This is a genomic window from Akkermansia muciniphila, assembly GCF_018709685.1.
GTDB lineage: Bacteria > Verrucomicrobiota > Verrucomicrobiia > Verrucomicrobiales > Akkermansiaceae > Akkermansia > Akkermansia muciniphila_E.
Genome location: NZ_JABDHQ010000017.1, coordinates 12,822 through 38,222 on the forward strand (window position 1 = coordinate 12,822; position 25,401 = coordinate 38,222).

At 61.2% G+C, this 25,401-nt stretch carries 17 protein-coding genes; 5 read left to right on the forward strand and 12 right to left on the reverse strand.

Going from position 1 to position 25,401, the window contains the following annotated elements; all coding sequences use genetic code 11:
- Positions 1-34: 34 nt before the first annotated feature.
- From HHJ06_RS10125 to HHJ06_RS10165, 9 genes are all read right to left on the reverse strand, one after another.
- Positions 35-5,857: an autotransporter domain-containing protein gene (locus tag HHJ06_RS10125; RefSeq protein ID WP_215429366.1), complete on the reverse strand. Its 5,823-nt coding sequence runs from the start codon at positions 5,855-5,857 to the stop codon at positions 35-37.
- A 204-nt stretch (positions 5,858-6,061) separates the two neighbouring features.
- Complete coding sequence (gene cysE / locus HHJ06_RS10130; RefSeq protein ID WP_215429368.1) at positions 6,062-6,889, reverse strand: serine O-acetyltransferase; 828 nt, start codon at positions 6,887-6,889, stop codon at positions 6,062-6,064.
- Between the two features lie 130 nt (positions 6,890-7,019).
- Complete coding sequence (locus HHJ06_RS10135; protein WP_215429370.1) at positions 7,020-7,484, reverse strand: DoxX family protein; 465 nt, start codon at positions 7,482-7,484, stop codon at positions 7,020-7,022.
- 132 nt (positions 7,485-7,616) lie between these two features.
- On the reverse strand, positions 7,617-8,795 hold the full coding sequence (locus HHJ06_RS10140) for a prenyltransferase/squalene oxidase repeat-containing protein (protein WP_215429372.1): 1,179 nt from the start codon (positions 8,793-8,795) through the stop codon (positions 7,617-7,619).
- Between the two features lie 6 nt (positions 8,796-8,801).
- Complete coding sequence (locus HHJ06_RS10145; RefSeq protein ID WP_215429374.1) at positions 8,802-9,587, reverse strand: YdjY domain-containing protein; 786 nt, start codon at positions 9,585-9,587, stop codon at positions 8,802-8,804.
- Between the two features lie 115 nt (positions 9,588-9,702).
- Entirely contained in the window at positions 9,703-10,674 is a 972-nt protein-coding gene (locus HHJ06_RS10150) for a KpsF/GutQ family sugar-phosphate isomerase (RefSeq protein WP_215429375.1), read from the reverse strand.
- Positions 10,675-10,710: 36 nt separating this feature from the next.
- Complete coding sequence (locus HHJ06_RS10155; RefSeq protein ID WP_215429377.1) at positions 10,711-11,490, reverse strand: HesA/MoeB/ThiF family protein; 780 nt, start codon at positions 11,488-11,490, stop codon at positions 10,711-10,713.
- 13 nt (positions 11,491-11,503) lie between these two features.
- Positions 11,504-12,052, reverse strand: coding sequence for an HdeD family acid-resistance protein (locus HHJ06_RS10160; RefSeq protein ID WP_215429379.1), 549 nt, complete (start codon positions 12,050-12,052; stop codon positions 11,504-11,506).
- A gap of 48 nt (positions 12,053-12,100) precedes the next feature.
- Positions 12,101-13,033, reverse strand: a complete 933-nt coding sequence (locus HHJ06_RS10165) for a hypothetical protein (protein ID WP_215429381.1) — start codon at positions 13,031-13,033, stop codon at positions 12,101-12,103.
- 65 nt (positions 13,034-13,098) lie between these two features.
- Between HHJ06_RS10165 and HHJ06_RS10170 the strand changes: the two genes are divergently transcribed.
- Entirely contained in the window at positions 13,099-13,974 is an 876-nt protein-coding gene (locus HHJ06_RS10170) for an alpha/beta hydrolase (protein ID WP_215429383.1), read from the forward strand.
- A gap of 67 nt (positions 13,975-14,041) precedes the next feature.
- On the opposite strand, the gene HHJ06_RS10175 is transcribed toward HHJ06_RS10170, so the two are convergent.
- Complete coding sequence (locus HHJ06_RS10175) at positions 14,042-14,947, reverse strand: hypothetical protein (RefSeq protein ID WP_215429385.1); 906 nt, start codon at positions 14,945-14,947, stop codon at positions 14,042-14,044.
- A gap of 32 nt (positions 14,948-14,979) precedes the next feature.
- Positions 14,980-17,007 (reverse strand): Sip1-related alpha-galactosidase, encoded by a 2,028-nt coding sequence (locus HHJ06_RS10180; protein ID WP_215429387.1) that lies wholly within the window; start codon positions 17,005-17,007, stop codon positions 14,980-14,982.
- Positions 17,008-17,492: 485 nt separating this feature from the next.
- Here HHJ06_RS10180 and HHJ06_RS10185 point away from each other — a divergent pair, with 485 nt between their 5' ends.
- Positions 17,493-18,326 (forward strand): PEP-CTERM sorting domain-containing protein, encoded by an 834-nt coding sequence (locus HHJ06_RS10185; protein WP_215429389.1) that lies wholly within the window; start codon positions 17,493-17,495, stop codon positions 18,324-18,326.
- A gap of 158 nt (positions 18,327-18,484) precedes the next feature.
- On the opposite strand, the gene HHJ06_RS10190 is transcribed toward HHJ06_RS10185, so the two are convergent.
- Positions 18,485-19,582, reverse strand: coding sequence for an acyltransferase family protein (locus HHJ06_RS10190; RefSeq protein ID WP_215429391.1), 1,098 nt, complete (start codon positions 19,580-19,582; stop codon positions 18,485-18,487).
- A gap of 130 nt (positions 19,583-19,712) precedes the next feature.
- Between HHJ06_RS10190 and HHJ06_RS10195 the strand changes: the two genes are divergently transcribed.
- The 3 genes from HHJ06_RS10195 (at position 19,713) to HHJ06_RS10205 (ending at position 25,282) form a co-directional block, all read left to right on the forward strand.
- The gene (locus HHJ06_RS10195) at positions 19,713-20,342 is read left to right on the forward strand and encodes a L,D-transpeptidase (protein WP_215429393.1); all 630 of its coding nucleotides are present in this window, start codon (positions 19,713-19,715) and stop codon (positions 20,340-20,342) included.
- Positions 20,343-20,407: 65 nt separating this feature from the next.
- A complete protein-coding gene (locus HHJ06_RS10200; protein WP_215429401.1) occupies positions 20,408-22,867 on the forward strand; it encodes a peptidoglycan D,D-transpeptidase FtsI family protein in 2,460 nt (819 codons plus the stop codon).
- Between the two features lie 216 nt (positions 22,868-23,083).
- Positions 23,084-25,282, forward strand: coding sequence for a hypothetical protein (locus HHJ06_RS10205; RefSeq protein WP_215429403.1), 2,199 nt, complete (start codon positions 23,084-23,086; stop codon positions 25,280-25,282).
- Positions 25,283-25,401: the final 119 nt, after the last annotated feature.

Here is a 25,401-nt window from a genome sequence, read left to right on the forward strand (position 1 = left end):
GCTCCCGCTTGTACACACCCCTGAAGAGGTCCGGTCAGAACGTCATCCGGTAGCCGATGCTGCCGTTGACGCTGCTGGCCCGGCTGCGGAAGTCCGCATTAACGTCCGCAAAGACGGAGCTTGTGTAACCCACCGGAATGGTGAGCCCCGCGCCCACTTGTAAGCCGGTGGCTCCTTCCCGGGAGCCGTTCACGCGGAAACCCGCTCCCGGCGCGCCCGCGGGCGTCAGCGCAGCCGCCGTCTTCCGGTCGCCCAGGTTCTGAACCACCTGTGCCCGCAGTTCGCCCATGCAGGCGCGGCCCGCCAGGTTGCTGGAGAGTTCCCCCCGCAGCCTGCCGCCCAGCCCCACGGTGCCGTAGGTGGATTCCATGTCGTCCACGCTCATGCCCAGGCCGCCGGATTCCGTAAAGCCGTCCATGCGGCTCCTGTAGACGGAGGCGTTTGCCAGGGGCTGGAACACGGAGGTCTTGTTTTCGTTCAGGTACAGGTCATAGGTGCCTTCATAAAACGCGCCGTAGCTGCTGCCGCTGGTGCTGCCGTGCATGGTGTACAGGGCGCCGGGAACGCCCGCCGTGCGGTCCAGGGAGGCATCATTCCACCCGTAAGTGAGAATGACGTTGTGGGCCCAGCGGCCGGACTGGATGCGGAAGAACAGGTTGCCGTAATAGGAGTCCAGATCGCCGTTCGCCATGTAGGCGTCCAGGTCCCCGTAGCTGGCGGAGAAGGCCGCGCCCCACACGAAGCTGTCGCTGCAAGTGACGTCAAAGCCGAAGGTGCCGCCCCAGGTGTTGAGCTTGTAGCCTGATTCGTCCGTGCGGTCGTCCAGCTTGCGGTAGCCGCCTTCCCCTTCAATCCAGGCGTTGAAGCGGGGCAGGTCGTCATTGATGTACTGTGTGGAGGCTCCCATCTGGGTGAGACGGTTGCGCAGGTGCAGCACCTGGTCCTTCAGGGCTCCCTTCTGGGCGGAGTGCAGGGCGGTCACGCCGCTCCCCGCATAAGAGGAAAGGGCGGATTGGATGGTGCCCGCGTCTCCCAGGGCCTGGGCCGTTCCCACGGCGTTCAGGAATTCCAGCATGGCCGGGGTGATGTTTTCCGGGGAGGAGGTAACGGCCCACAGGCTGCCCGCCGCGGCTTTCTGGTTGTCCGTGGAGGCGTAGCCCTTCAGCGGGCTGTCCCCCAGTTTGGTGAAGTGGACCTGGAACAGCTTGCCGTCGCCGGAGACCAGCTTGTCGATACCGTAAACCAGGTTGGCGAAGCCCGCATAAGTCAGATTCACCATGTCCGCGGTCCAGGTATCCCCGTCAGCCGTGACCAGGCCGTTTTCCGCATAAAGGGCGTTGACGGTGAATTCCGGCAGAATGGCCCAGTCCCCGGCGGTGCCGAGGCCGTAAATGCTGACATTGATGGACGGTTCCGCCCCGGTGATGCGGATGGAGCCGTTTTCCGCCTTCACGGAGGCCCAGGCGTTGTCCGCCGTGTGGGCCAGCGTTTCCGTATTCACGGTAATATCCAGGGTGGAGCCGGAAGCCAGGTCCGCCGCCACGCCGCCGTTATTGCCGGTCAGCACCAGCTGCACGGCCCTCTGGTTGGGATTGCCGCCCAGGTACAGCTTGCCGTTGGAGGCGACGGAAAGCGTATTGGCCGTGGTGTCGTTCAGCAGGGAGAGGTCCGCCGTGACGTCCGGATTGGCGGCGTCACGGGTATTGCTGCCCAGGGAGATGTCCCGGTAGGCCATGGAGCCGTCCGCGGCCAGGCCGCTGTCTCCCAGGACCAGGTGGCCTCCCGCCTGCGTATGGCTGACGTCCACATGGCCGTTCCCGGAGGAGAGGATGATCTGCGTGCCTTCCCCGCGGTGGGTGATGGAGCCTGTGCCGGTGATGTCCCCCTTGAAGGAGTAGGTTTTGCCGTCGCCGGAGGCCAGTTCCAGATGGCCGTCCGCCCCCAGGTGGAGCGCGCCGCCCTCCCGGTCCTGGTGCAACCCTTCCAGGGCAATCGTGGAGCCGTCCCGCAGGAGCAGGCTGCCGCCGCCCAGATGGAGCAGTACGTCTTCTCCCAGGTTGCTGTCCGCGCCCAGAATCAGGTTGCAGTTGTCCAGCTTCAAGGTTCCCGTGCCGGTGATGGCAGCGTTAAGCGTCAGGTCTGAAAGCGTGTCCCTGGTGATGGTGAGCAGGGCGCCCCCGTTCAGGTTGACCGTTCCGGAGCCCGTCAGGTCCGTAGCGGCCAGCGAGGCGGAATTCAGGGTCAGCGCGGCATCCTGTTCCACATTCAGCGCGCCGGAAATGATGGAGCTCTGCGTCCGGTTTTGCAGCACCAGCTCCCCGGCCTGCACGTCCAGCGCGGAGGCGGTGACCCGGCCGTCAATGGTCAGCCTCTGGCTACCGTCCTTGACAAGCTGTGCCGCCCCTTCAATGGAGCCTGCGTAAGCGGTATTGCCGGGTTTGTCCGGGTCTGCGGAGGTCTCATTCAGCAGCGTGATAACCACGCCGCTGTCCGTCCCGGTATTCACCATGGCATCCGATTCCGTTCCCGCCAGGTAGCGGAGGGTGGTCTTCTTGTCTTCCGGTGCGGTTGCCCCGGACAGGTTGATATTCAGCGTTCCGTTGTTGGTGACGCTGGGCGTTGCCCCCAGCGTGTCGGAGGAGGTGATGGTCTTGATGCCGCTTTTGTCAATAATCAGGGCGTCCAGCTGGCCGAAGGAGATAATCACCTGGCCGCCTTCCGTCCGGGTGATGTCCCACGCCATGCCGTTGTATTCGCTCAGCGTAATGTAGTTGGTATCCGCATGCAGCGTGCCGTTGGTGATGTGGAAGGCGTAATCCCCCGGAGCGGTGAGCAGGGCCACGGCATCCGCCGTCAGCGTCAGGGTCAGATTCCCCAGCGTCAGGCTGGAACCGGACGGGTCGTTGAACAGGATGGCTCCCGCGCCGTCCGCGCCCATGTTGGCGGCGGAAAGCCTTAACTGGGTATCCGCACCGGACAGGTCCGCATGGCCCGTCAGTCCGGAGATGGTTCCGGCGCCCGCTCCCATGTTGATGGAGTTCAGCTTGCTGCCGTCCAGGCCCCCCAGGTTGATGTTTCCGGTGATGCCGGAGACGGAAACGCTTTTGGCTCCCAGTCCCGCCGTGTTGGCAAGCGCCCCGGAGGAGATGGAGATGCTGCCGGATACGGCCTGCCCGGCCAGGTCCAGCGTTCCTCCCTCCACCCGGTAGGTTCCGGTTCCGGTGTCTGCGGATTTGAGGGTCAGGTTGTGCGAGGTGCGGATCGTGCCATTGTTGGTGATGTCCAGCGTGGCCCCCTGGTCCCGGTTGAACCGGAGGGCGGAGCCTTCATCCACGGCCAGGGAGGTAACCGTATCGCCCAGGGCCAGGTCCAGCGCGAGGTCCGAATTTCCGGTGACCTGCACCTGGTCAAAGTTCTGGAGCGTTCCCAGGAAGCTGGCGGCGTAGTGGTCGAAGACGAGCTTCTTTTCCCCGTTCACCGTTCCGCCTCCCTTGCCGTCGATGGTGCCGGCGTATTTGTCAAACTTGTGTTCGGACCCGTCTCCGGTGGTGGCGGCAATATCCTTCAGGGTGATGATGGTGCCTCCGTTGATGGTGCCGCTGGCCTTGTTGCCGCTGCACAGGAGCGTCCATGCCCAGTTGTCTCCGTCAGCTTTCCCCAGGATGGCGTCCGTTCCGGTAATGGTCAGGCTGGTTCCCCCGGAAATGGTGCCCTGCGTCTTGTTCCCGGCGTAAATTTCATTCATGAACGTCCCGCCGTTGATGTAAAGGGAAGTGGAGCCGGAGATGGTCTTGGCCCCCGTGTAAAGGCCGCCGAAGATGCGGTGGGAGAACACGCCGTCATTGAACACCAGGGTGATGTCTCCGTCCACGGCGGTGGCGTAGGCTCCCGCCACGGAGGTGCGGTCCGCCTCCCCGTTGGTGAAGGAGGTGTCATAGGTTCCGGTGGAGGAGGAGAATTCCAGGTAAATGTTCCCGTGGACGGTACCGCCGTTGACGACGCCGAATACCGTGGATTTGCCGATGGCTCCTTCCGCCAGCCGCAGGTGGATGTCCCCGTACAGGTCGCCCGACGTGTGGCCGCCTATCCAGCCGTTATTGCTGCTGATGCCTTCCCCCAGCGTCACCCACAGGTCCTGGCGGCTGTCCGCGCTGCCGTAGGCTCCGTTGTTGGCGTAAATAAATTTGGTGCTTCCCGTTCCCGTGATGACGGCAATGTTGGAGCTGGTGCCGTTGCGGACATTGTACGTGGCGTTGGCTCCGGCCGTGGCTATGGCGGTGGCGGCGGCATCCGTGGTCCATTCAATCATGCCCGGTCTAAGGAGGGATGGTTTTCCTCCGTTTACCAGGTAGAGGGCTTCCGGGCCGGTGATGCCGGCGGTGGCGGGAGCGTAGGAAAGGGAGCCGTCCAGCGCCAGATTGGAGAGGATGGCGTCCAGCGTGCCGGAATAACTGAAGGTGAGCCCGGAGGAGCTGGCTCCCGCCGCCGTCTGCGCTTCACCGATGAGGACGTCCCCCAGCCAGATGTAGTAGCCCGCGCCCAGGCCGTTGGCATTGTCTCCCGCCACGTAGGCCACGCGGATGGCATCCGCATTGGCGGACATGTCCTTGGAGTACAGGATGGTGCTTCCCCACTGAATGTACGCTTCATTAACGTTCAGCGTTCCGTTGCCCAGATTCAGGGAGAAATTGTTCGTGGTGTCCCAGCCGCCCGTGGCGCCGTTGCCCAGGCGCAGGGTGAAATCCACCGTGTACCCCCCGGACTGTCCCTGGGAGGCGCCCCAGTTATAGGTGAGGGTGCTGCTGCCGGACTTGTTGAAGTTGATCGTGTTGTTGGATATGGTGACGTTGTTGGCGGTAAAGCCTTTGGCCGCCAGCGTCTGCTGGGTGATGGCCGGGGCCTGCCCGAAGTTGACGCCCAGCTCGTGGGCGGCTTTCCTGGCCTGTCCGGCGGAACGCCCGGCGTAGCCCATGCCCTTGGCCATGTTGCCGGCCATCAGGAGGTCTCCCTGGGCATTGGGGTGCAGGCCGTCCGCCGTGGGATTGTTGAACATGGAGCGCACCCCGAAGAAGGGTTTGGAGCTGGCCACGTCAATGATGCCCGCATTAATATCAATCACCTTCACTCCGTTGGCGGCGTTTTTAGCGCCCCATTCTTTCAGGGATTCGTTGTACGTGGCTACGGCCTGGTGCGTTTCATCCATGTTCCCGTTGGCGTGCTGCGTCCAGCAGGGGACGGTCATCACGAAAATGTCCGCCTTGCTGTTGGCGGTGCGGATGGAGGAGACCATGGAATCCATATCGTTCAGCAAAAGGTAGGTCACTCCGTCCAGGCGCAGGTGCAGCGTACTGTTGTTATTGTCGGAAAGGAGGTCGTTGGTCCCGGCCAGCAGGAAAAACGTGTCCGGCGTGTTGGCCCCGGTGAGAGTCTGGCCCGTGTAGGTTCCCCCCTTGGTCTTTTCCGTGCTCAGGCCCAGCCAGTTCTTGAGGTTGGAACCGTTAAACCGCCCGTAGCTGCTGCCGTCCGCCCTGCCGGCTATTTCATAGGCGCGCGCGCTGGCCGCGGAGGAATGCAGATTCTGGAAAACCCTGCCGCCGTAGGAGGTTCCCGCAGCCACTCCGCCGCTATGGTTGCCGGTCATGATACCTTTTTCGGTATAGCTGATACCGTTATCCGCAAAAATTTTGTGCATGGCCCAGCGCCAGGACCCCCCGTTGACGCCATGGGTGATGGAATCCCCCACATACATGACGTTGCCCAGGTCCCCGTTGGAAACGGAGGCGGAGGCCACGGTGGTAAACAGGGCGCCGCAAGCCAGTAAAACGCACCTTAGAAAGAGAGGTAATCTTAAACGCATATCCTAGGCAGTATGCGAATTAAGAATCCGCCCTCAACTCAAAATGTTGAATATTAGTATATTATAAATTTCAACCCATTGAAATTGAAACTGTTGGACTAGGTCTGGTCTTTTTAAAACTTGCTTTTTCCCCTGATTTTTGCAGGGCTGGGGCTTCACCCCTGCTTTCAGGAGTAAAGGGCGGATTCTTAATCCGTTGCCGCATTAATCGCAAAGGCACTGGTTCATGTCCAGCGCGGGGTTGTCCGGAATGGAGTCGCTGACGATGACGGCGGGAACGCCGGCTACCGTGGTATGGGGCGGGACGTCTTCCAGAACGACGGAGCAGGCGGCGATCTTGGCGCAGGCGCCGATGGTGACGCGGCCCAGGATTTTGGCCCCCGCGCCGATCAGGACTCCGGATTCCACAATGGGGTGGCGGTCCCCTTCCTCCTTGCCCGTGCCGCCCAGCGTGACCTCATGCAGGATGGATACGTTGTCCCGGATGATGGCGGTTTCCCCCACCACGAAGCTGGTGGCGTGGTCCAGCAGGATGCCGCAGCCGATGACGGCCGCCGGGTGGATGTCCACCGCAAAGACTTCACTGGCCAGGCTCTGGAACTGAAGGGCCATGATCGTGCGCCCGTGCTTCCACAGCCAGTGGGAGATGCGGTACGTGGTGATGGCGTGGAACCCCTTGTAAAAGAGCAGGGGCTCCAGCGGCGTGCGGCACGCGGGGTCCCGGTCCACGATGGCGACCAGGTCATGGGCGATCTGGCTGAGGATGTTCTGGTCTTCCGCCAGCGCCTCCCGGATGAGGGGCTCAATCAGTTCCCGCGGCATGTCCCGGCGGGAAAGCTTGCGCGCCAGCCGCGCCGCGATGGAGGTGGCCAGGGAATTGCGGGACAGGCACACGTCATCCAGAATGCCGCGCATGGAGGGTTCTTCCTCCGCCGCCTCACGGGCGCATTCCACCACCCAGTCCCATACTCCGTTGATCACGCATTCGCAATTGGTGCAGCGGCGGAGTTTTGTGCGTTTCAGGCTGGTCATGGCTGGCGTAAAGGTTGAAAAAGGAAGGAGCGGCCTTCCGGGCTGGAAGGCCGCTCCCCCATGAGTACCAGAGTGCGCCGCGTTTGAGAACTGGAAAGTACGTCCTATGGTGCCGCGCAGGATTTGCCCGTTAGCCGAAGATCACGTGGAAAATGTTCATGAACCAGGCGTCCACGGACCATGGGCCGGGGCCTGTCAGCAGCAGGGCAAGGGCGCAGCCCGCATAAAGAAGGTGGAATTCCACGCCTTCCCCGGCTTTTTTTCCGGACCAGTTGGCAAAGTAGCCATTCTTGACGTGCTTGGTCATGGCGACGGCCATCAGGATGATGGCGGCCAAGGCCGCGAGACGAGTGAAGAAGCCCAGCGCCATGCAGATGGGCGCGACGAATTCCGTGACCATGGCCACTTTCGCAAAGAAGGGCGGAATGCCCATTTTTTCCGTAAAGGCCAGGTAGGTTCCATTCCATCCCGCGCCGCCGAACCATCCGAGCACCTTCTGGGCACCGTGGGGCCACAGGATCATGGCCAGAGTGAGCCGGAGGACCAGCAGCCCCCATGCCGCCGCGATGATAGTAATGGAATCAATGGTATCCATGAATTTGAAATGATTGAAGAAAAGACCCTTTTCTTGTCTGCGCCGTTCATTGCGTGGAATAGGAAAGGCCGGAAAAGAAGGTCATTGCCTTCCTTTCCGGCCTTTGAAGCGGAATTGTTGCGGACGGTTCGGTTACCGGGGAATGGAGTGGTACAGTTGTTCCAGAGCCAGCACGCAGTAGGCGGTGACCAGCACGGGGTCCGCCTCCCACCAGCGGTTGTTGGTGTTTACCCAGGAGCCGTCGCTCTTCTGGATGGAGATGAGCTTGCCGGCCAGTTCATCCCGCCAGTCCACCTTGCGGCCGTCTTCCAGCGTCAGGGTGTCAATACCCATGGCGCTCAGCGCCTTGGACATGGCCTGGTAGTAATAGTAAAGGCCCTGGACGCCCATGCCGGGGTTTTCATCCAGGTTGTAGCTGTTTTCCAGCCATTTGAGGGCCAGCTTGACGCGGGGGTCATTCTTGTCCACATTGGCATAAATGAGGGACTGCATGCCGGCATACGTCATGCTGCCGTAGGCCTTGGGCGGTTCCGCCTTGTCAAACGCGGCGCTCTTTTTATCCTTGGCGCTGGCTACGCCCGGACGGTACACGAAGCCGCCGAGCTGGGATTTGTCATCAGACACCCAGGGTTCCTTGTTCACGGCGGGGTTCTGCTGGCAGCGGTTGATGAATTCCGTGGCGGCGTTCCAGTCCAGGTCCGGCTGTTCCCCGTACTTTCCGTCCTTGGCCAGCTTCTGGGAGTAGTAAATGGCTTCCAGCGCCAGGGAGGTGTTGGAAAGGTCCGCGATGGGGGGGGCCTGCTTGTCCCCGTAGCCGATGCCGCCGTTGTAGGGGTTGTCCGGGGCAAAGTGGTTCTGCTGCTTGATGAGGTAGGCGCGGCCCTTGAGGATGGCGGGGGCGTATTCCTCCTTGTTGGCGGCCAGCAGGGCCATCATGCACACGGCGGTGTTGTAGGAGGACATGCCGCGGTTGAAGATGGAGCCGTCCTCCTTCTGGGATTTCAGGATGAAGTCATACCCCTTCCGGATGTATTCCGGAACGGGCTTGCCCTGGTTGGCGGGGTCGCGCATGTAGGCGGTGACCGCCAGGGCCGTCAGGGCCGGGTAGGAGGGCTGCGCCCAGTAGCCTTCCGGGTTCTGCTTGCTCTTCAGGTATTCGTTTCCCTTTTCAATGGCGCGCAGGATTTCCTGGCTGATGGAGGCGTATTTGGAGGAGGCCGCTTCTCCGGGAACGGCCGTCAGGGTGGTCTGGCCGAAGGCGGCTGTGCTCAGCGCGGCGGCCAGCGTTAATGTAAGTATGGATTTAAACATGATGTTTTATTGCTTGGGTTGGACCGGTTTCTGGGAAATGGTGACGGTGACGTTCGTGCCCAGGGGCAGGTTCTTCTTCGGGTTGACGATCCAGCCCGTGTCGTTGACGCCGTCATGGAAGTCGCCGATGTAGTTGATGGGGGAAGTGCGGCTGGCGAAGATGGAGATTACTTCACCGCTCAGGCTGGCCTGGTAGGCGCCTTCGTAAAAGAAGGAGTTGGTGTAAAGCCAGTCGTTGGGGTCCAGCCCCTTCCGCGTCTGGGAATTCACGACGATGTCGGAAAAGTCGCTCTTCTGCTCCTTGCCGTTCTCCGTGTAGGTCATGACGACCTGCACATAGCAGTCCGCATAGTCCGCGGGCTTGGGCTCCGTGAAGGGGAGCCATTCAAAGTTTTCATCCCGCACGGGGAAGAACTTTTCAAAGCGGTGGAATTTGAGCAGCGTCATGCCCAGGCTGATGTGCAGGGGGTCCGCCTCCGTCACCAGCAGGGATTCATGCAGCTTGCCGTTGGGCATGCAGCAGACGTATTCCAGAATGCCCTCTTTCATGTTCACCTGGGCCTGGAAGCTGACGGTGCGTTCCTTGTGGTTCACGATCACGTTGCCGATCTTGATGCGGTGCTCGTCCAGGGGCTCGAACTTGGGGACCGTTTTGCCGTCCGGCAGGGGGATTTCCCGCGGGGCTTCCTCCGGCGCAGGGGCCTCCGGGGCGCCCGCGGGGGCGGAGACGTCCTGCGCATGGGCAAGGCCCCAGGAGCAGGCAAGCAGGGTGATCGTAAATTTCAGGAACATATTTATGGGAATTAGATTGTAAAAAGGAAAGCTTCGGTTCAATGAAAAAGGCATCCGTGATTGATTTGTTACTTTTGAATCACGGATGCCTTAAAAAGTGGGAGGGGGGCGGTTTTTAGACCAGTTTCATTCTGGCGAGGTCCTGAAGGTCAATGATGCCTACGGGAGCCATCTCCGCGTTGAGCACCACCAGGTCGTCAATGTGGCGGTTGCTGACGGCCTTTACCGCCTCGGCGGCCAGGTCGTCTTCCATCACGTAGATGGGGTTGCGGGTCATCAGGCCGCTGACGGGCTGCTCCCCGATGAGGGGATTGGCTCCGTATGCCCGGACAAAGTCCCCGTGGGTGAAGATGCCGGCCAGCTTGTTGTCTGCCGTCAGCAGGATGCAGGCGCCGGTGTGGGCGGTGGTCATGGCCTTCAGGCAGTCGTTCACGGAGGCGGTTTCCGGCAGGATGGCCATTTCTTCTCCTTTTCGCATGATGTCGCCCACCTTGGTGAGCAGGGCGCGGCCCAGGGAGCCGCCGGGATGGCGTTTGGCAAAGTCCCGCGCGGTGAAGTGGCGCGCTTCCACCAGGGCCATGGCCAGGGCGTCCCCCATGACGAGCATGGCCGTAGTGCTGGAGGTGGGGGCCAGGTTCAGCGGGCAGGCTTCACGGGAAACGCCCGTGTCCAGCACGATGTCCGAGTACTTCGCCAGGGAGGAGGCCGTGTTGCCCGTCATGGAAATGATGGGCAGTTCAAAGCGTTTGATGAAGGGGAGAAGGGCCAGCAGTTCCGTGGTCTCTCCGGAAAAGGACATCGCGATGCAGACGTCCCCGTCCTGGACAATGCCCAGGTCCCCGTGCAGGGCGTTCAGGGAATCCAGCAGGACGGTGGGCGTTCCCGTGGAATTCAGGGTGGCTACGATTTTGGCCCCGATGTTGCCGGATTTGCCTACGCCTACAATGACAATCTTGTTGCCGCGGTCCAGCGCCCGGGACATGAGGTCCACGGCCTGGTTGAAATTGTCATCCAGCCGGGACAGGACGCCGCGCAGTTCTTCAATCTCCATTTCAAAAACGGATTTGGCGCGTGTTAAATGATTCATATCTGGCGGGAATGATGCCAGATGCCCCTGTGGGCGTCAATTTTTCATTGCGGCTCCCTCACGCCCGTTTTCCCGGCATTTGCACGCGGGATTGGGCGCCAGGGGAACGGTGGTGAAACGCATGCGCAGCGTATCTGCGGAGAGCATGGCCCCCACCAGCGGAGAGGGAATGCCGGCAAGGTATTTTACCGCTTCCAGGGCCTGGATGCAGCCGATCATGCCCGCGTGCGCGCCCAGGATGCCGGCGGCGGAGGCGGTGTCTTCCTCCTCCATGGGCGTGCCGGAAGGAAAGAGGCAGCGGTAGCAGGCGGTGCCTTCATGCGGGGCGAATACGGCTACCTGGCCCAGGAACCCTTTCACGGCTCCGTACACCAGGGGGAGGCGCAGGGCGCAGGCGGCGTCCGCCATGGCGAAGCGCGCCGCGTAATTGTCTGAAGCGTCCAGGACAAGGTGGCACCCCTCCAGCAGGCTTCCGGCGTTTTCCGGGGTAAGCCGGGTACAGACCTCCATGACGTTCACGGCGGGGTTTAATGCGCGCAGGCTCCGGGCGGCGCTGGCGGTCTTGGCCGTGCCCTCCGCGTCCGTGGCGTGCAGGATTTGCCGCTGGAGGTTGGAGAGGCTGACCGTGTCCGGGTCAATCAGGGTGATGCTGCCCACGCCTGCGGCGGCAAGATAAAGGGCCGCGGGGGAGCCAAGCCCCCCGAGGCCCGTCAGGGCGACGTGCGCCCGCTTGAGTTTTTCCTGGCCCTCCTCACCCAGTTCCGGAAGGGAAAGATGCCTTGCGTAGCGTTCGGTTTCTTCCTGGGTGAGGGGCATTGCGCTTATGGGATTAACGGCGGGAGGAGCTGCCGCTGAAAGCGTACAGGAGCAGTGTCCAGCCGGAGAAGATCAGTTCCACCGCAATCAGGGTGCCGATGAACCAGGCTGTGGATTCAGGCCAGCCGAAGATGACCATGAGGCCCAGGATCAGCGTGATGATGACGTTGAACAGGCGCCAGCCGCTGGCGGCCAGGGAACGGGTCTGGAACCAGATGGCACCCTGGAAGACGGCTGCGATGACCAGCCCCCACCCGATGATGAGCGTGGTGATGGCCAGGGAGACATTGGGGTCCCTGAACAGGAACCAGCCGGCGATGCCGTACAGGATGGCCGTCACCAGGTTCCACCAGCGGGAGGAGGGAACGGTGAAGGTGTGGATAAGCCGGACGACGGCCAGGATCATCAGCATGATGCCGATGACCCAGATGAAGCTGGCCCCGACAATCCAGGGAGAAGCGAGGGCGATGAAGCCAAGAAATAGCTCGATGACGCCAAGGATACCCATCCACCATGAGTTGCCGGATACCGAGGAGCTGCTGACTTGAGGTTGAGTTGTCATATGGCGGTATGACCGGACCCGCAGCGGAAACGTTGAAGAATGACGATTTTATTTGCCGGGGACCGCCGCCTGGGGAGTGTTTTTCGGGTCCATGGTCTTCAGCAGCTCCGGGGTGACGTTGATCAGCACGGGGCCGCTCCTGGGGTGCGCCTGCGGGGGCACGAAGTAGGAGAACGCCCTGGCGGGAAGCTGCCCCGGGATTTCCGGCATGATGTACACTTCCACGAGGACGGCGCCTTTCTTGCCGTTCGGGCTGTCCGAGAAGTTCAGCGTGAGCGAGTTCGTGCCGTCCCGCAGGCCGCCGGAGATGACTTCCGCCAGGCGCGTGTTGTCGAATTCATGGGGAGAAATGTTATTCACGTTCGCCTTCACGGTGCGGCCGGGGCAGTCCACCAGAATTTTTGCGATGTATTTGGGCGGCGGGCAGACGGGCGGCACGGCGGGAATTTTCCCAAGAGGCTGGAAGCCGTCCTGCTCCATCAGGACGGTGGCGTCTCCGCGCTTGAGGCGTTCCTTGACGGCGGGCAGGCGGGTGAGGTTGAAGAAGCGCGCCTGGTCATATTTCCATTTGCCGTTTTCATGGGTGAACAGCAGGACCAGGGCATTGGCGTCCGTAGGTTCCTGGCCCAGTCCCAGGTCTACCTTGCCGTAATAGGTGGCCGCGGCCGTGGGGCCGTCCACCACGGAGCCCACGTACATCAGCGAGACGAGCGCGGGGGGGGCCATGGGCTGCCGGAACAGGGAGGCGGGGAAGGGGCGTTTCTCGGAAACGGCCAGATTGCGCACTTTCACCTGGCGGTAGGCGGAGGTGGTGGCCCTCCACCCGTCATAGTTGCCGCGCAGCAGGTGCAGGCGCCAGGTGTTGTAAGCCACGTCCAGATCGTCCCTCAGCTTGGCGTCTCCGGGCTGCGGAGCGGCGGATGCGGAAGTGAGAAGGGCTGCGGCGCAGCACGCCATGGTGAGAAGGGAACGAAAAGTCATTACACGATTATTTAGACATCAAACTTGCGCGGAGTGCAACACAATTGCATCATGAAGCCGTTCTTATGGAATTGTTCACGGAAGCCGATCATCTGGCGGAAGCCCGGTACAGGAAACTGTTGCGGGACCAGCCCGGCTTTGTGTGGAGGCGGTTTGCGGACGGGGAGGAGCTGATGGCGTATGTCTTTTTTCCTCCCGGCCATGATGTGGACGCGTCTGCGCCCTCCGTGCTGTTCTTCCACGGCGGCATGTGGGTGGGCAAGAGCCTGGGTGACTTTGTGCCCTGGGCATTGCACCTTGCCCAGCAGGGAATTGTGGGCATCATTCCCATGTTCCGCACCTGGGGCGCCTATGAGGTGGAACCCATGGACATTCTGGAAGAGGGCCGGGAAGCCTGGGCCTGGGTGTATGAAAATGCCTCTTTGCTGGGGCTGGACCCGGGGCGCATTACCGTGGCGGGGAGTGATGCGGGCGGCCTGATGGCCCTGCATGCGGCCCTGCCGGACCATCCCGCGCGCTGGTCCCTGTTCCGTAAAAAGACTCCCCTTCCTCCCGGTCCCGCCGCTGTGGCCCTGTTCCGCGGCGTGTGTGACCTGGCGGCGCAGTCCGCCTTTAAGCTGGGCGGCATGATGCCGCCGGACCAGCGGGATGCCGTCAATCCTCTGCGGCGCGTGCAGAAAGGGCTGCCGCCCCTGTTCGCCAGCCATGGCGGAAGGGACAGGCTGCTGCCGTGGCGCAACAGCGAGCGGCTGGCGGACCTGTGGCGGAAAAAGAAGAACCGCTCCAGATTTGAGCTTCTGGATGTGGCGGACCACACGTTTTACCATTTCAATGTGAATGCCGCCTACTTTGAGCAATTGCTCAACAGTTGGAGCTCCTTCATGGTGGAGCAGGGCATCTGGGAGTATAACGAGGGGATGGATGCCGGACTGCTGGGCTGACCCGGAGAGGAATGTCCGGTGGATGTGCCGCCCGTGAAATATGCGGAGGGGATGGGGTGCTTTCCTGTCAGCGTCCACCCAGCATGTTCTCCCGGATTTCCTGCATGTCCCGGCGGAAGGCGGGCTGCGTCTGCGGGGTGGGCGGCTGGATATCCCATTCCTTCATCTTTCTGCGAACCTTGAGGAAAGCCTCCTGTTCGCTGGCGCCGTATTTCTTGCAGACGGTGGAAAGGGTCAGTTCCGGTCCCGTAAAGTGCCCCTTCAGGAAGAACGGCAGGTCGTGCTGCCAGGCGCGCCGGAAATCCTCCGGGCATCCCTCCGTGCTGATGGGGGAAAAGAGCGCCTTCACCTGGCTTTCCCGGATGCCTCCGCTGTTCATGCAGATGGTGGTTTCCATGTAGGCCAGCGTGAATTCCAGCATGACCCGTTCAATGGACTGCCTGGCCTTGGCCAGCTGGGCCGGGGTCAGGCCCATGACCTGCGCGCGCAGGGTGGCCAGGGCGTTCAGAATGGCCTTGGGGTCTCCGCAGGTGCGCGGGTCCATGCGGGGAATTTGTTCATCCTCGTCGTAAAGGGGGATGGGCGGGCGCACCTGGGGATTGATCTTGAACAGTTTGCCCTGGAGCCGTTCCCGGAGGTCCTTCAGGCTCACGCCGTACTTGCGCAGGACGGGGGCCGCGTAATTGCGCCCCGGCTTGTCCGTCTGCCGCAGCCATGCTTCCTGAAAGTCCGCGGGGCATTGCTGGAGCCCCGCCGCCAGCATGGCGTTCCGGAAGTCCTCCGCCTTGGGAGTCTTGTTGGCATAGGCGTGGGTCCATTCCATTTCCAGCATCCAGATGGCGGTCAGGCCCAGGAATTGTTCAATGGCCTGTTTGGGTTCCACGGTTTCCGGCGCCGGGAGGGCGGAGGCCGGGGTATGCCAGCAGAACGGGAGCAGAAGGGCGGAAATCAGCAGGGAGCGCAGCGTATGCATGGGGAAGAAGAATTGGGTGGAGAGGACCGGCATCATTCAGCCGTCACCGTGACGTCCAGCGGACGGTCGGAGACGGGGAATTGCAATTCATAAAAGCCGTTCCCCAGGTCTTTGACAGGGGTATTTCCCGCCTTGACGGCGCCTTTCCCGTGCCAGACGACCACCGGGCCGGATTCCTTCACGCGGAAACGCAGCGTGTCCGCCCCGTATTCCGGAGCGGCGTCCAGGGCGCACGGGGAGAGGAACTTGTCACCCCTGCCGATGACGGCCCAGCCCCGGATGATGGGGGCCATGATGAACAGGCGGTCCTTGAAGCCCGTGAGCTCCACGTCCAGCTCCGGCTGTTCCTGGGTCAGGGCGCGGCCGCCTTCTGCGGAATAGGCCGCGATTCCTTCCGGGGGAAGGCTGGCATACGCCTCCGCCGCCTTGCCGTTCAGCAGGGCTGCGGCATTGTTGTAATCCGTCAGGGAAATCCTGCCCCGGACCGGTTCCGCCGGAGAGGGGTGCCTGAGGTTGTACAGGACTACGGCGGCGCTTTGGTCGGGCAGGGGGGCGATCACCCGGTAAAGGCGGTTCTCGTTCATGGCGTCCAGAAAGACGGAGTCCGGCAGGGGAACGGCGGGAGCCAGCGGGCGCAGCAGCAGGCCGTCAGACCACACCAGGGGCATGATATGTTCCGGGTTCAGCTTGTCCGCGGGGTCTGAAAGATAAACAGGACCGCCGGAAACGGCTTTGGAGACGGCCATGAGCCGCGCGCTGGTGGGGTCCGTGGAGTGGAACATGTCATGGTCCGGCCACGCGGTCTGCCCCAGCCAGAGCGTATTGGCATAAGACTGGAGGATGTGGGACTTGCCCATGGCTTCATCCCCCAGCTTGTAGTCAATACTGCACCGGGTGACGGCGCTGTAGCGGGTATTCTGGATATTGACGGTGCCCTGCGCCATGCAGTTGACCAGGTTGAGCCCCATTTTCCGGCAGGCCTGCTCCAGGGCCTCCGAGCACTTGGTATTGTGGTGCACCGGGTTGTCCAGACCGTCCGCGTGCTTCAGGTATTCCGCCTGAACGTCAATCTTCACGAAGTCGAACCCGGCGTCCTTGACGGACTGGAGGAACGGGCCGTAAAACGCCCCGGCTCCTCCGGGACCGTCACCGGGAAGGATTTTCCCCTTGGAGGTGGTGACCAGCCCGCGGGCCGTCTGGGCGTCCAGCCGGTGTTTGGGGTGGATGCCGTTCCAGAGGCCGTAGTAGCAGTGCCATAACCCCATCCACTTCAATTTGGGGCTCTTGTGCTTCATCAGTGGCGCCCATCCCTGGGGGAACTTGCCCTTGTTGGTCTGGAAGCTGATCAGTTTAAGGCCCTCCTGGCTCTGGAAGCCGTCGTCCACCAGGACCCACCGGACGGGAACGGGGGAGGCCTCCAGCTGGCTGGCCGTGTGTTCAAGCAGTTTGGAGGAGATATTCTTTTTATACTGCTCCCAGCTGCACCAGCCCAGGTATTTGAACGGTTCCGGGTAGGCCTTTTTTTCACGGGGGAAGGTTCTTCCCTTGATGAAGGGGAGGGAGAGGGCCTTGCTCCATGCGGCGGAACAGGCGCGGTAAATATCCTTGTCCACGGCAGTGACGGCCAGCACTGGCTGCGGCTTGACCGTGGAAGTTCCCAGCGTACCGTATTCCACCAGGAATTTGCCGTTTCCATCAAGCTTCAGCCACGCGAGGGAATCAGGAGTAGCGACGGGGAGCACCGCCATGAAACGCCCGTCCTTCAGGTGGAACAGTGCAAACATGGCATGGTCCCCGGGCTTGGCGGTGCTGGGGTTCGGCTTGCTGTCCAGCAGGTTGCCGGGGTCCGTCTTGCCGAACCAGGGCAGAACCCGGTTGCCGTCTCCGGGCCAGCGGCCCCGGTCCGCTGAAAACCAGCAGAAGGACTGGTAGGGAGGGAGCGGAAGGGGACGTGCGGTTTTCCCCGGCAAAGGGGTAATGGAGGATATCTGGGTCTGGGCTGCGGCGGTCCAGGCGGTCAGGGCCGCCAGGACAAGGGCCGGGAAGGTGAACGCTCTCATGGGATCATTATTTTAAGTTAGAGGGAGGACGGAGGGGCTCGCAGGGAGCCGTTAAAGAAGTGCGTGTCTCTGTTCTCAGGAAAAAAGACGTTGCGTTATGATGGCAGAGCATTTCCCGGAGACGAGCAAAAAATGATTTTTCCGTTCCGTTTCCCTCCTTTTTCCTGTGAAGACGGATTGTGAATCCGGGGTCAATTTAAAAAGAGATGAATCCCTGGTTTTCCAATGATTTCACCAGCCGGGAATAGTTCATGCGCCACTTCCGGTTTAAGTAAACATCCCGGGTTAATGAAAATAATAAGTTCCTGTTGAATATATTGCATCATTGATGAAATTTCACGGATTCACAATCCGATATAGAAATCCCCAAGGGGATAAGGTTTCATGCCTGGGTTTTTGATCGCAAAACGCTCCCGGTAACGGATTTGCGAAGCATGGAGGCAATAATTGCAACCGTTGGCTCCCCCGTTATAATTCCTGATATCATGAAGAAAACTCTAATTATTGCCTGTTGCGCTCTGGCTGCCGTATCCGGTTTCAGCATGGCGGCAACCTATCAATGGACGGGCAACGGTGACGGCTCCTCCTGGACGGACGCGGGCAACTGGTCGGAATCCGGGGTGCCTCCCACCACTCTTGGTGCGGGAAACAGCATCATCATTAACAGTGACGCCTCCATATCCACCGCCGGGGCCGGAAACTTGAATTACAAGGGCATTGACCAGCTTGTCCTGAAGGGTACGGGCACCCTCAGCAACAACACGGGCGGAGCCTTGATCCTGGGAAATGTGGAGATGGATAAATCCTTCACCCTGTCTTCCGGCAATACGCAGCTGTGGGGCAATCTGGCGATTGATTCCGTTATTAATTCCGGAGCCTTGGGTGGGGGATTGTCCGAGGGGTATGTGTGGGATTTCGGCCTGAACGGGCGCCTTGCGACGACGAGCCTTTGGATTAATGCAAACGGGGGTACCATTCAGGCCGCCATTGATCCGTATACCACCACGGGCGCCTTTGGGACGGTGGTGCGTGAACTCCTGGGGCAGAACGCTTCATCCTCCTCGGGCGGCAACGGCTTTGATACGGTGGACTATGTGGTCAGGGATGCCGAGGGGAATATCCTGACCCGTGCGGACGGTCCTTTGGAGGCCACTGCCGAGAATGTGGGGAAGTACTGGATTACCACCAATGGGGGAGCGTGGGCCAACGTGAAGATTCATTATATCACCGGGGCGGCTCCCGTTCCGGAACCTGCCGCGGCCGGCCTTTCCGCCGCCGGACTGTTGTTGGCCCTGCTGCGCCGCCGCCGTATGCGCTGAGTCCGGCATGGCCTGCGCCTGATTTTTTGAACATGCCTCCCCCATATGGGGGAGGCATTTTTGTTTGTCTGCCTGTGCATGGCTCCGTTTTCCCGTGGTCCGGGAAAACGGAGGTTTTTAAGTTTTACGGAGTCCGTAAAATTTCCCTGGAAAGGCTGTTACAGTTTAATGAACAGGCTGCGCCGGAAGAAGGCGAATAAAACCAGCCATTGCAGCAGCAGAAGGGAGACGGCGAAAAAGACGGGCTGCACGGAAGGAAAGAAATCCGCCGCGCCGCTGAAAATGCGCCTGTTGAGTTCATGCACGTTCACCAGGGCGTGAATCAGGTACGCGGCCAGCGCGTTCAGGCCGATGATGCGGAGGGGGAAGGCCCATGATCCGCCCTTCCACACGTCCACGGCCAGGTGGAACAGGGACAGGGCGATCAGGGAAGCCCCGGCGGCGGCCAGAATGAAGGTGCCCGTCCACATGTTTTTGATGATGGGATAAACGCCGTCCAGCGCCAGGGCGGCGCAGAACAGCAGGCTGCCCGCGGCCAGCGTCAGAAGGCAGAAGCGTACGGGCCGTTCCCGGTTTTTCCGGAGCAGGCTGCCCGCCAGCCAGCCTGCCAGGCACAGCGCGGCGGCGGAGATGATGCAGAGCGGTCCCTCCGGATCAAAGGTTCCCCCGTGCAGGCGGCCGGGGAGCCAGTGCGTGTCCACCCATGAATTGACGGAGCCTCCGGACGTGAAATTGCCGCCCGTGAATTGGAGGACGGCCACCAGGGCCAGCAGGGCGGCTCCCGCGGCGGCCACGGAGCCCTGCCGCCGGAGCAGCAGAATGCAGGTGCCCGCGATGGCGCAGGAAAAACCGATCAGCCCCAGCACGGAAGCATACCGCATGTCCTCCGTCCACGTGAGCGTTCCGTTGACCAGCATCCCCAACAGGGCCAGGATGAGGGCGCGTTTCCATATCTTGAGCAGTCCCGGAGCGGCGGGGGCGTTCCCGTCCGTATGTCTCGCCAGGGAGAAGGACATGGAAACGCCGGAGATGAACACGAAGACGGGGAACACCAGGTCATACAGCCGCAGCCCGCCCCAGGCGGCGTGGGTCATCTGGCGTCCGGCTTCCTGAAGGAAGGCGCTTTCCGGGTTTCTGGAGGCCAGCAGCAGGACCAGGGCGTCCAGTCCCAGGATGATGAGCATGTCCAGACCGCGCAGGGCGTCCAGGGAATGCAGCCTGGTGGGGCGGATGGGAGCTGAAGAAGGGGAATTCATGGGGGTGCGGAAGTAGAACGGCAAGAAGTACGGCAGGAAAAGGCCAGGTTTATCAGGATTCCTGAAAACATGCCGGAACGGAGGGGAATCGTGCTTGATTTCCACGGGGGAAGAAGGTAAAGCAGGCCGCATGCCGCGCGCCCCTCTCGCTTTTCTCCTTTTCATCTGCGTCTCCCTGTTGCTGGCCGCCTGTTCCTCCACGCTGAAGACCCCGCATGGCAAGCCGCTGATGAAGGATGGCAGGTACGTTTCTTCCTATGACGCTTTTGTGGCGGACCCCCAGTACCGCTTTACGCGTGACATCTGGTACCATGACGGGCGCATCCGGCAGGCGCAGACGAAAAACAGCAAAATCGTGGTTCATCTGAAGGACCAGCGCGGCGTGCTGTGGGTGAACGGTGAACCCGCCATGAATTTTCCCGTGTGCACGGGCAAATCCACCCATGAAACGCCCCGCGGCAGGTTCTCCATCATCCAGAAGGATGCGGACTACCGCTCCCGGTCCTACGGCAGCGTGTTTGATGCAAGCGGCGTGTGCGTGAATTCGGACGCCACTTCTTCTTCCCGCGTTCCGTCCGGCGGCAAATTCATTGGCGCCAAGATGCCGCTGTGGATGCGCATTCACGGGGGAATAGGGCTGCATGTGGGCACCGTGTACCGGGATGCCAACTCCCACGGGTGCATCCGGGTGCCGGTGGAGGCATGCCGCATTTTGTTTGACAAATGCGGCATGGGAACAACCGTAATAATTCAGGAATAAGCGCGAGCGTGAATAATCGTTGATTCCTTACAGCGCATCTGTCACACTCCTGCAAGCTGATGAAAATGAAGGTTCTGATACGTTCCCTGGTATTGCTGGCCGGGTTGGCCGCGTGGACGGTGGATACGGCCTGGGGACAGTCCTCTGCCCGCCATTCGTCTTCCCGTGGGGGGACGCCCGTGCGCCAGGCCGCCGGGGAACAGCGCGCAGAGGATGACGCCGTGGAAACGGTGGACCTGGGGGATAAGAAGAGGGAACCCGGCACGGCTTCCGGTGAACGTGAAGGCGTGGCCGACGCCCCGGAAATGCCCAGGGAGACGGACAAGGAGCAGAACGGCCTGGACTCCCTGTCCCTGATACCTTCCCTGAATGGAGGCCGGCTGGACGCGGCGCGGGAGGCGCATACCAGCACCCGGCCTTCCGCCCGGACCATGGCCCTGCTGATTCCGGCCCCGCGCGGTCCCATCCTGGACCGCCATGGAGAGCCACTGGCCGTGACCACTGTGGCCTACCAGCTGGCCCTGCGGTTTGAAATCTTTGAAGATCCCGACCGCTCCCGGGTGGTGGAGTTCGGACGCAACTGCCTGGAACAGGCCAAGAAAATTGCCGGAAAGGCGTGGTCCTTTTCCGATGACCAGCTCTGGAAGCACTATGAGCACCGCCGCTGGCTGCCTCTTCCCCTCACCAACGTCATTCGCGCGGAAGAAGCGGAAAAAATGAAGGACAAGGTGAAAGGGGTGCGCGGCCTCCAACTGCTGCCTATCTACATCCGTTCCTACCCGGAAAAGGCGATTGCCGGGCACATCATCGGTTATGTGGGGTCCAAGGGGAAACTACCCACCGGCCCCATCAACCACATGGACCCCCTCTGGGAACAGGTGGAAGGCCGTGCGGGGCTGGAAAAGGAATTCAACAAGGATCTTACAGGAACGCCCGGCGTGTGGCGCCTGATGTTTGACGAGGACGGCAACAAGATTCTGGACGAACTGCAAATACGGCCCAAGCCCGGCGGCGCGATCGTCACTACCCTGAACCTGAAATGGCAGCAGGACGCGGAACGCATTCTTTCCCGCGGCAAGAGGCGCGGCGCCATGGTGGTGCTGGACTGCGTGACGGGTGAAGTGCTGGTGATGGCCTCCACGCCGTCCTATGACCCGAACATGTTCATCCCGAACATTTCCCAGAAGGATTACGACGCCCTGCGCAACGACCCCGCCGGGCCCCTGGGCGCCCGTGCCTTCCAGGGGCGCTACCCCCCCGCCTCCACCTTCAAGGTGATGACCGTGGCCAGTGCGCTGAAGAACAACAAAATTACGGAAAATACGCAGATTTACTGCCCGGCGGCCATCACCATCGGCAACCACGTCTTCAACAACTGGAGCAAGACGCCTCTGGGGGACATCAACTGCATCCGTGCCCTGGCGATGTCCAACAACCCGTTCATGTACCAGATGGGCCTGAAGCTGGGGGCGGAAGCCCTGATGGATACGGCCCGCGCCTTCGGCCTGGGGGAACGGACGGGCCTCCCCATTCCGGATGATCCCGGCCTGGTGCCCACCAGTGAATACATGATCCGCAACTACAAGCGTGATTTCATGTCCGGAGACGCCGCCAACCTGTCCATCGGCCAGGGAACCCTGCTGGTCACGCCGCTCCAGGTGGCGCACATGATGTCCGGCGTGGCGAACGGCTACCTGCCCCGGCTCCAGCTCATCAAGCAGATTCAGGACGGCAACGCCAACGTCATTTACGCCCCCAAGCCCCAGGAGGTCCAGCGCCCCCTGCCAGCTTATGAACGCGCCCTGGCCAGCGTGCGCAAGGGCATGAGGGAAGTGATTGAAAACGGCACGGGGGGCCGCGCGCGCCTGTCCTATTCCAGCATTGCCGGGAAGTCAGGAACAGCCCAGTGGGGGCCGGAACGGGAAGACAAGCGCCTGGCCTGGTTTGCCGGATTCATGCCTTGTGACAATCCCCGTTTCGCCTATGTGGTGCTGTATGAAGGCCGCGCCCACGAGCGGCTGGGCGGCGGCGCTGCCGCGGCTCCCATCGTGAAGGAATTTTTTGAGACGGAAAAGAAGGACATCAAGGCCATCATTGATCCTCCCAAGGATGACATTCCCGTGGCGGAACCGGTGGAGGAAACCCCTGAAACGGCCGCTGCGGCCCTCCGGGAACGCGGGGAATCCCCCGCCGTGGTGCCGGACAACCTGCCTCCCGGCCTGTATGATCCGGAAGGAATGGAGCCCATCAAGGTTCATGAAATACCCGCAGACCTGGATGATTCTTCCGATGCGGAAATCAAGGCTACTCCGGTAGGCGGCTCCCGCTCCGCCGCGCCGTCTGCGCCTCCCCTTTCGGAAGAACCTTCCGCCGCTCCCCTGAGGCCCCGCCGCGGTGATTCAGACTACATTCCGGGCCTTCCCCGGCAAATCCCCCGCAACCTCAACCATTCCTCCCCGGTGACCGCCCCGGCGCCGAGGGCCCCCATGCCGGAGGATGACATTCCCATGGCGGAGCCGCTTTAAGACGGCTTCCGCTGGGAGCGCCTGCTCGGGAAGGGCGTTTTTCGTACGGTGTTTCCCGGGATGCCGCGGCGTCCCATGTCATTGCTGTTCTTCATTATGCTTGCGTGGTTGGGGAGAACTGCCTATATATGCGGATGATGCACGTCGATGAGACTGCTTCCGCAAGGAACGGCGCTTTTTGCCGGATGGCATCATGACCCCCCACGTTTCAAGATAATGAAAAAGCATTATTTCTACTCCATACCCTGTTTTGCGCTGACTTGCGCTCTTGCCGCCTGCTCTGACGACAATAAATCCTCTTCCGCCAAGGCCGGACAGGACGCCGCCGGCTTAACCCCCGCCGCCGCGCTTGACCCCTCCGCCTCCGTTGCCTCCGATCTGGTGGCGAAACGTGCCGAACGGCTCGGGCTGGCTGCCCTGTTCCCCAGGGACATGGGCATGGTGACCGGTGTTTACGACATTCCCGGCATCATTAAAAGCGTTCAGAATCTGAACATGGTCAAAACCTGGGGGAATTGCTCCGCGGAACAGAACGCTGATGAATCCGTTGCCATTCCGGGAGAGGACGCTCCCAAGCCCGTCCGGGCCAAGTGCTCCGTCAACAGCCCCGTCATTGACGCGATGATCGGCTTCGGTCCGGAATGGGCTCCGTGGATGGACAGTGCCCAGTCCGCTTTTACAGGCATGGGATTGCACCAAATGAAAGGAATTCTGTCCGGTTATAAGCTTTACCAGGATTTAATCAATGGTAACAAGAAAGCCAGTGACGCAGAAGTGGAAGTAATGGGCAACAGGTATACTGAAATGCTCATTAAGTGGATTGATTTGGTGGATCTGCGCCCCTCTCAGGCCGCGACGGCTCCCGTAATGGTAGCCGCCAAATTGACGCCGGAAGCCCTTGCCCAGGCCAAGGCTACCCTGAAGGACGCCAATCTTCCGGAGGACATGGAACTGCACGGCATTGTTTCCCTGTATGACAAGACCTACAACGGCCTGGCTTGCAAGGTGGCGGAAGTGGACTGCAAGAAACTGCGGGCGAAACTGGAAGAAAGGTTGGAAGAGGCTAAAGCCCAGATAACCGTCTCCCAGGAAAATCTGGACCGCCTCAAGGCAGCCCTCAAGCGTCTGGACGAATCCCGGCTTTATGTAGCCGTTGGCTTTGTGGACGACACCCTGGTGGGCTTTGTGACCACCAATCCTGAAAAGCAGGTCCGTCTGGCCGCTTCCCCCCAGGACTCCGTTCTGGCGCGTCCGGATTTCTCCATGGCTGACGCCCAGCTCCAATATCCTGCCTATGGCCTGATATTTGCGGACAAGGCTTGCGCCAAGGGTCTTATTAACCTGGATATCGCCTACTACAAGGGCATGTTCACCGGGTTGAAAGACCTGATGCAGACGGTAGGCACTGACTGGAAAATTACCGATCTGGCTCCTTCCATGGCCGCGCTTGATTCCATGAAGGGCAGCCTCCTCGGGCTGTATGAAAAGGTGGCGCAGAATGCTACGCCCGTTTCCTACTACGCGTGGCAGGACCAGGGGGTGCATGTGGAAGCCTGCACGTATCCGCTTGAATTCTACCTGCTGGATGCCCCCTCCTCCATGAACTCCGTCCGTCCCGGTGCGGATACGGTGCTGTATTCCTCCTTCCGCATCAATCCGCAGATTGTCGACATGGGTTGCACCCTGTATGAGAACATCGCGCAGATCGTCTGGGATTACGGCAATGCGTACATCTCCAACCCGAAGCATGACGTAAGCGACCAGATCCGCATGGTTGCCCCCATGCTCCAGATGGCCCGGCCCACCATTGAAGAACTCTGGAAGGCGTACAAGACCGCTCTTTCCGGCATCACGGACTCCGGCGCTTACATTGTGGACATGAAGGGCGCCCCCAGCCCCATGCTTAAGAATGTTCCGGCTCCGCGCTTCTCCCTGGTATATGAGGTGAAGAACCGCGCCGCTCTGGGAGAGGCCTGGCAGAAAGTGACTGACGCCGCCAAGACCATCGTTACCCTGGCCAGCCAGGGCAAGATGACGGAACTCCCCGCTCCCAAATCCTCCGTGGAAGGGGATGTCACCACGTATGATTACGAGTGCCCGCTGGGCGCCGACCTGAATCCGGTGGTGGCCGTGACCGACACCCGCTGGGCCGTCAGCATGCCCAAGGCCTTTGGCATGGAAGTCATCAAGGAATCCATGAAAGCCCCGGGGCAGGTGGCTCCGCTGGAATTCCAGCTTAACCTGGTTCCGGTCCGGGACGCCCTGAAGACTGCCGCGGAAGGCAACAAGGATATTCAGAAAGCCGTGAAAACGCTGGACGTGATCACTTCCGACGTCACGGGCGTGCACGCTACCGGCCGCAAGGGTGCGGACGGCAGGGACGTGTACCACATCCACGTGATTTCCGCCAAGTAACAGAGGCATCAAATTGAACTGACGGGCTTCCGGGGAGAAATTCCCGGAAGCCTTTTTGCTGGCTGGCTGGGCGTTCGTGCCGTTCCGGAACCCGGGCTTGAAAATTCCCTGGTGGCTGG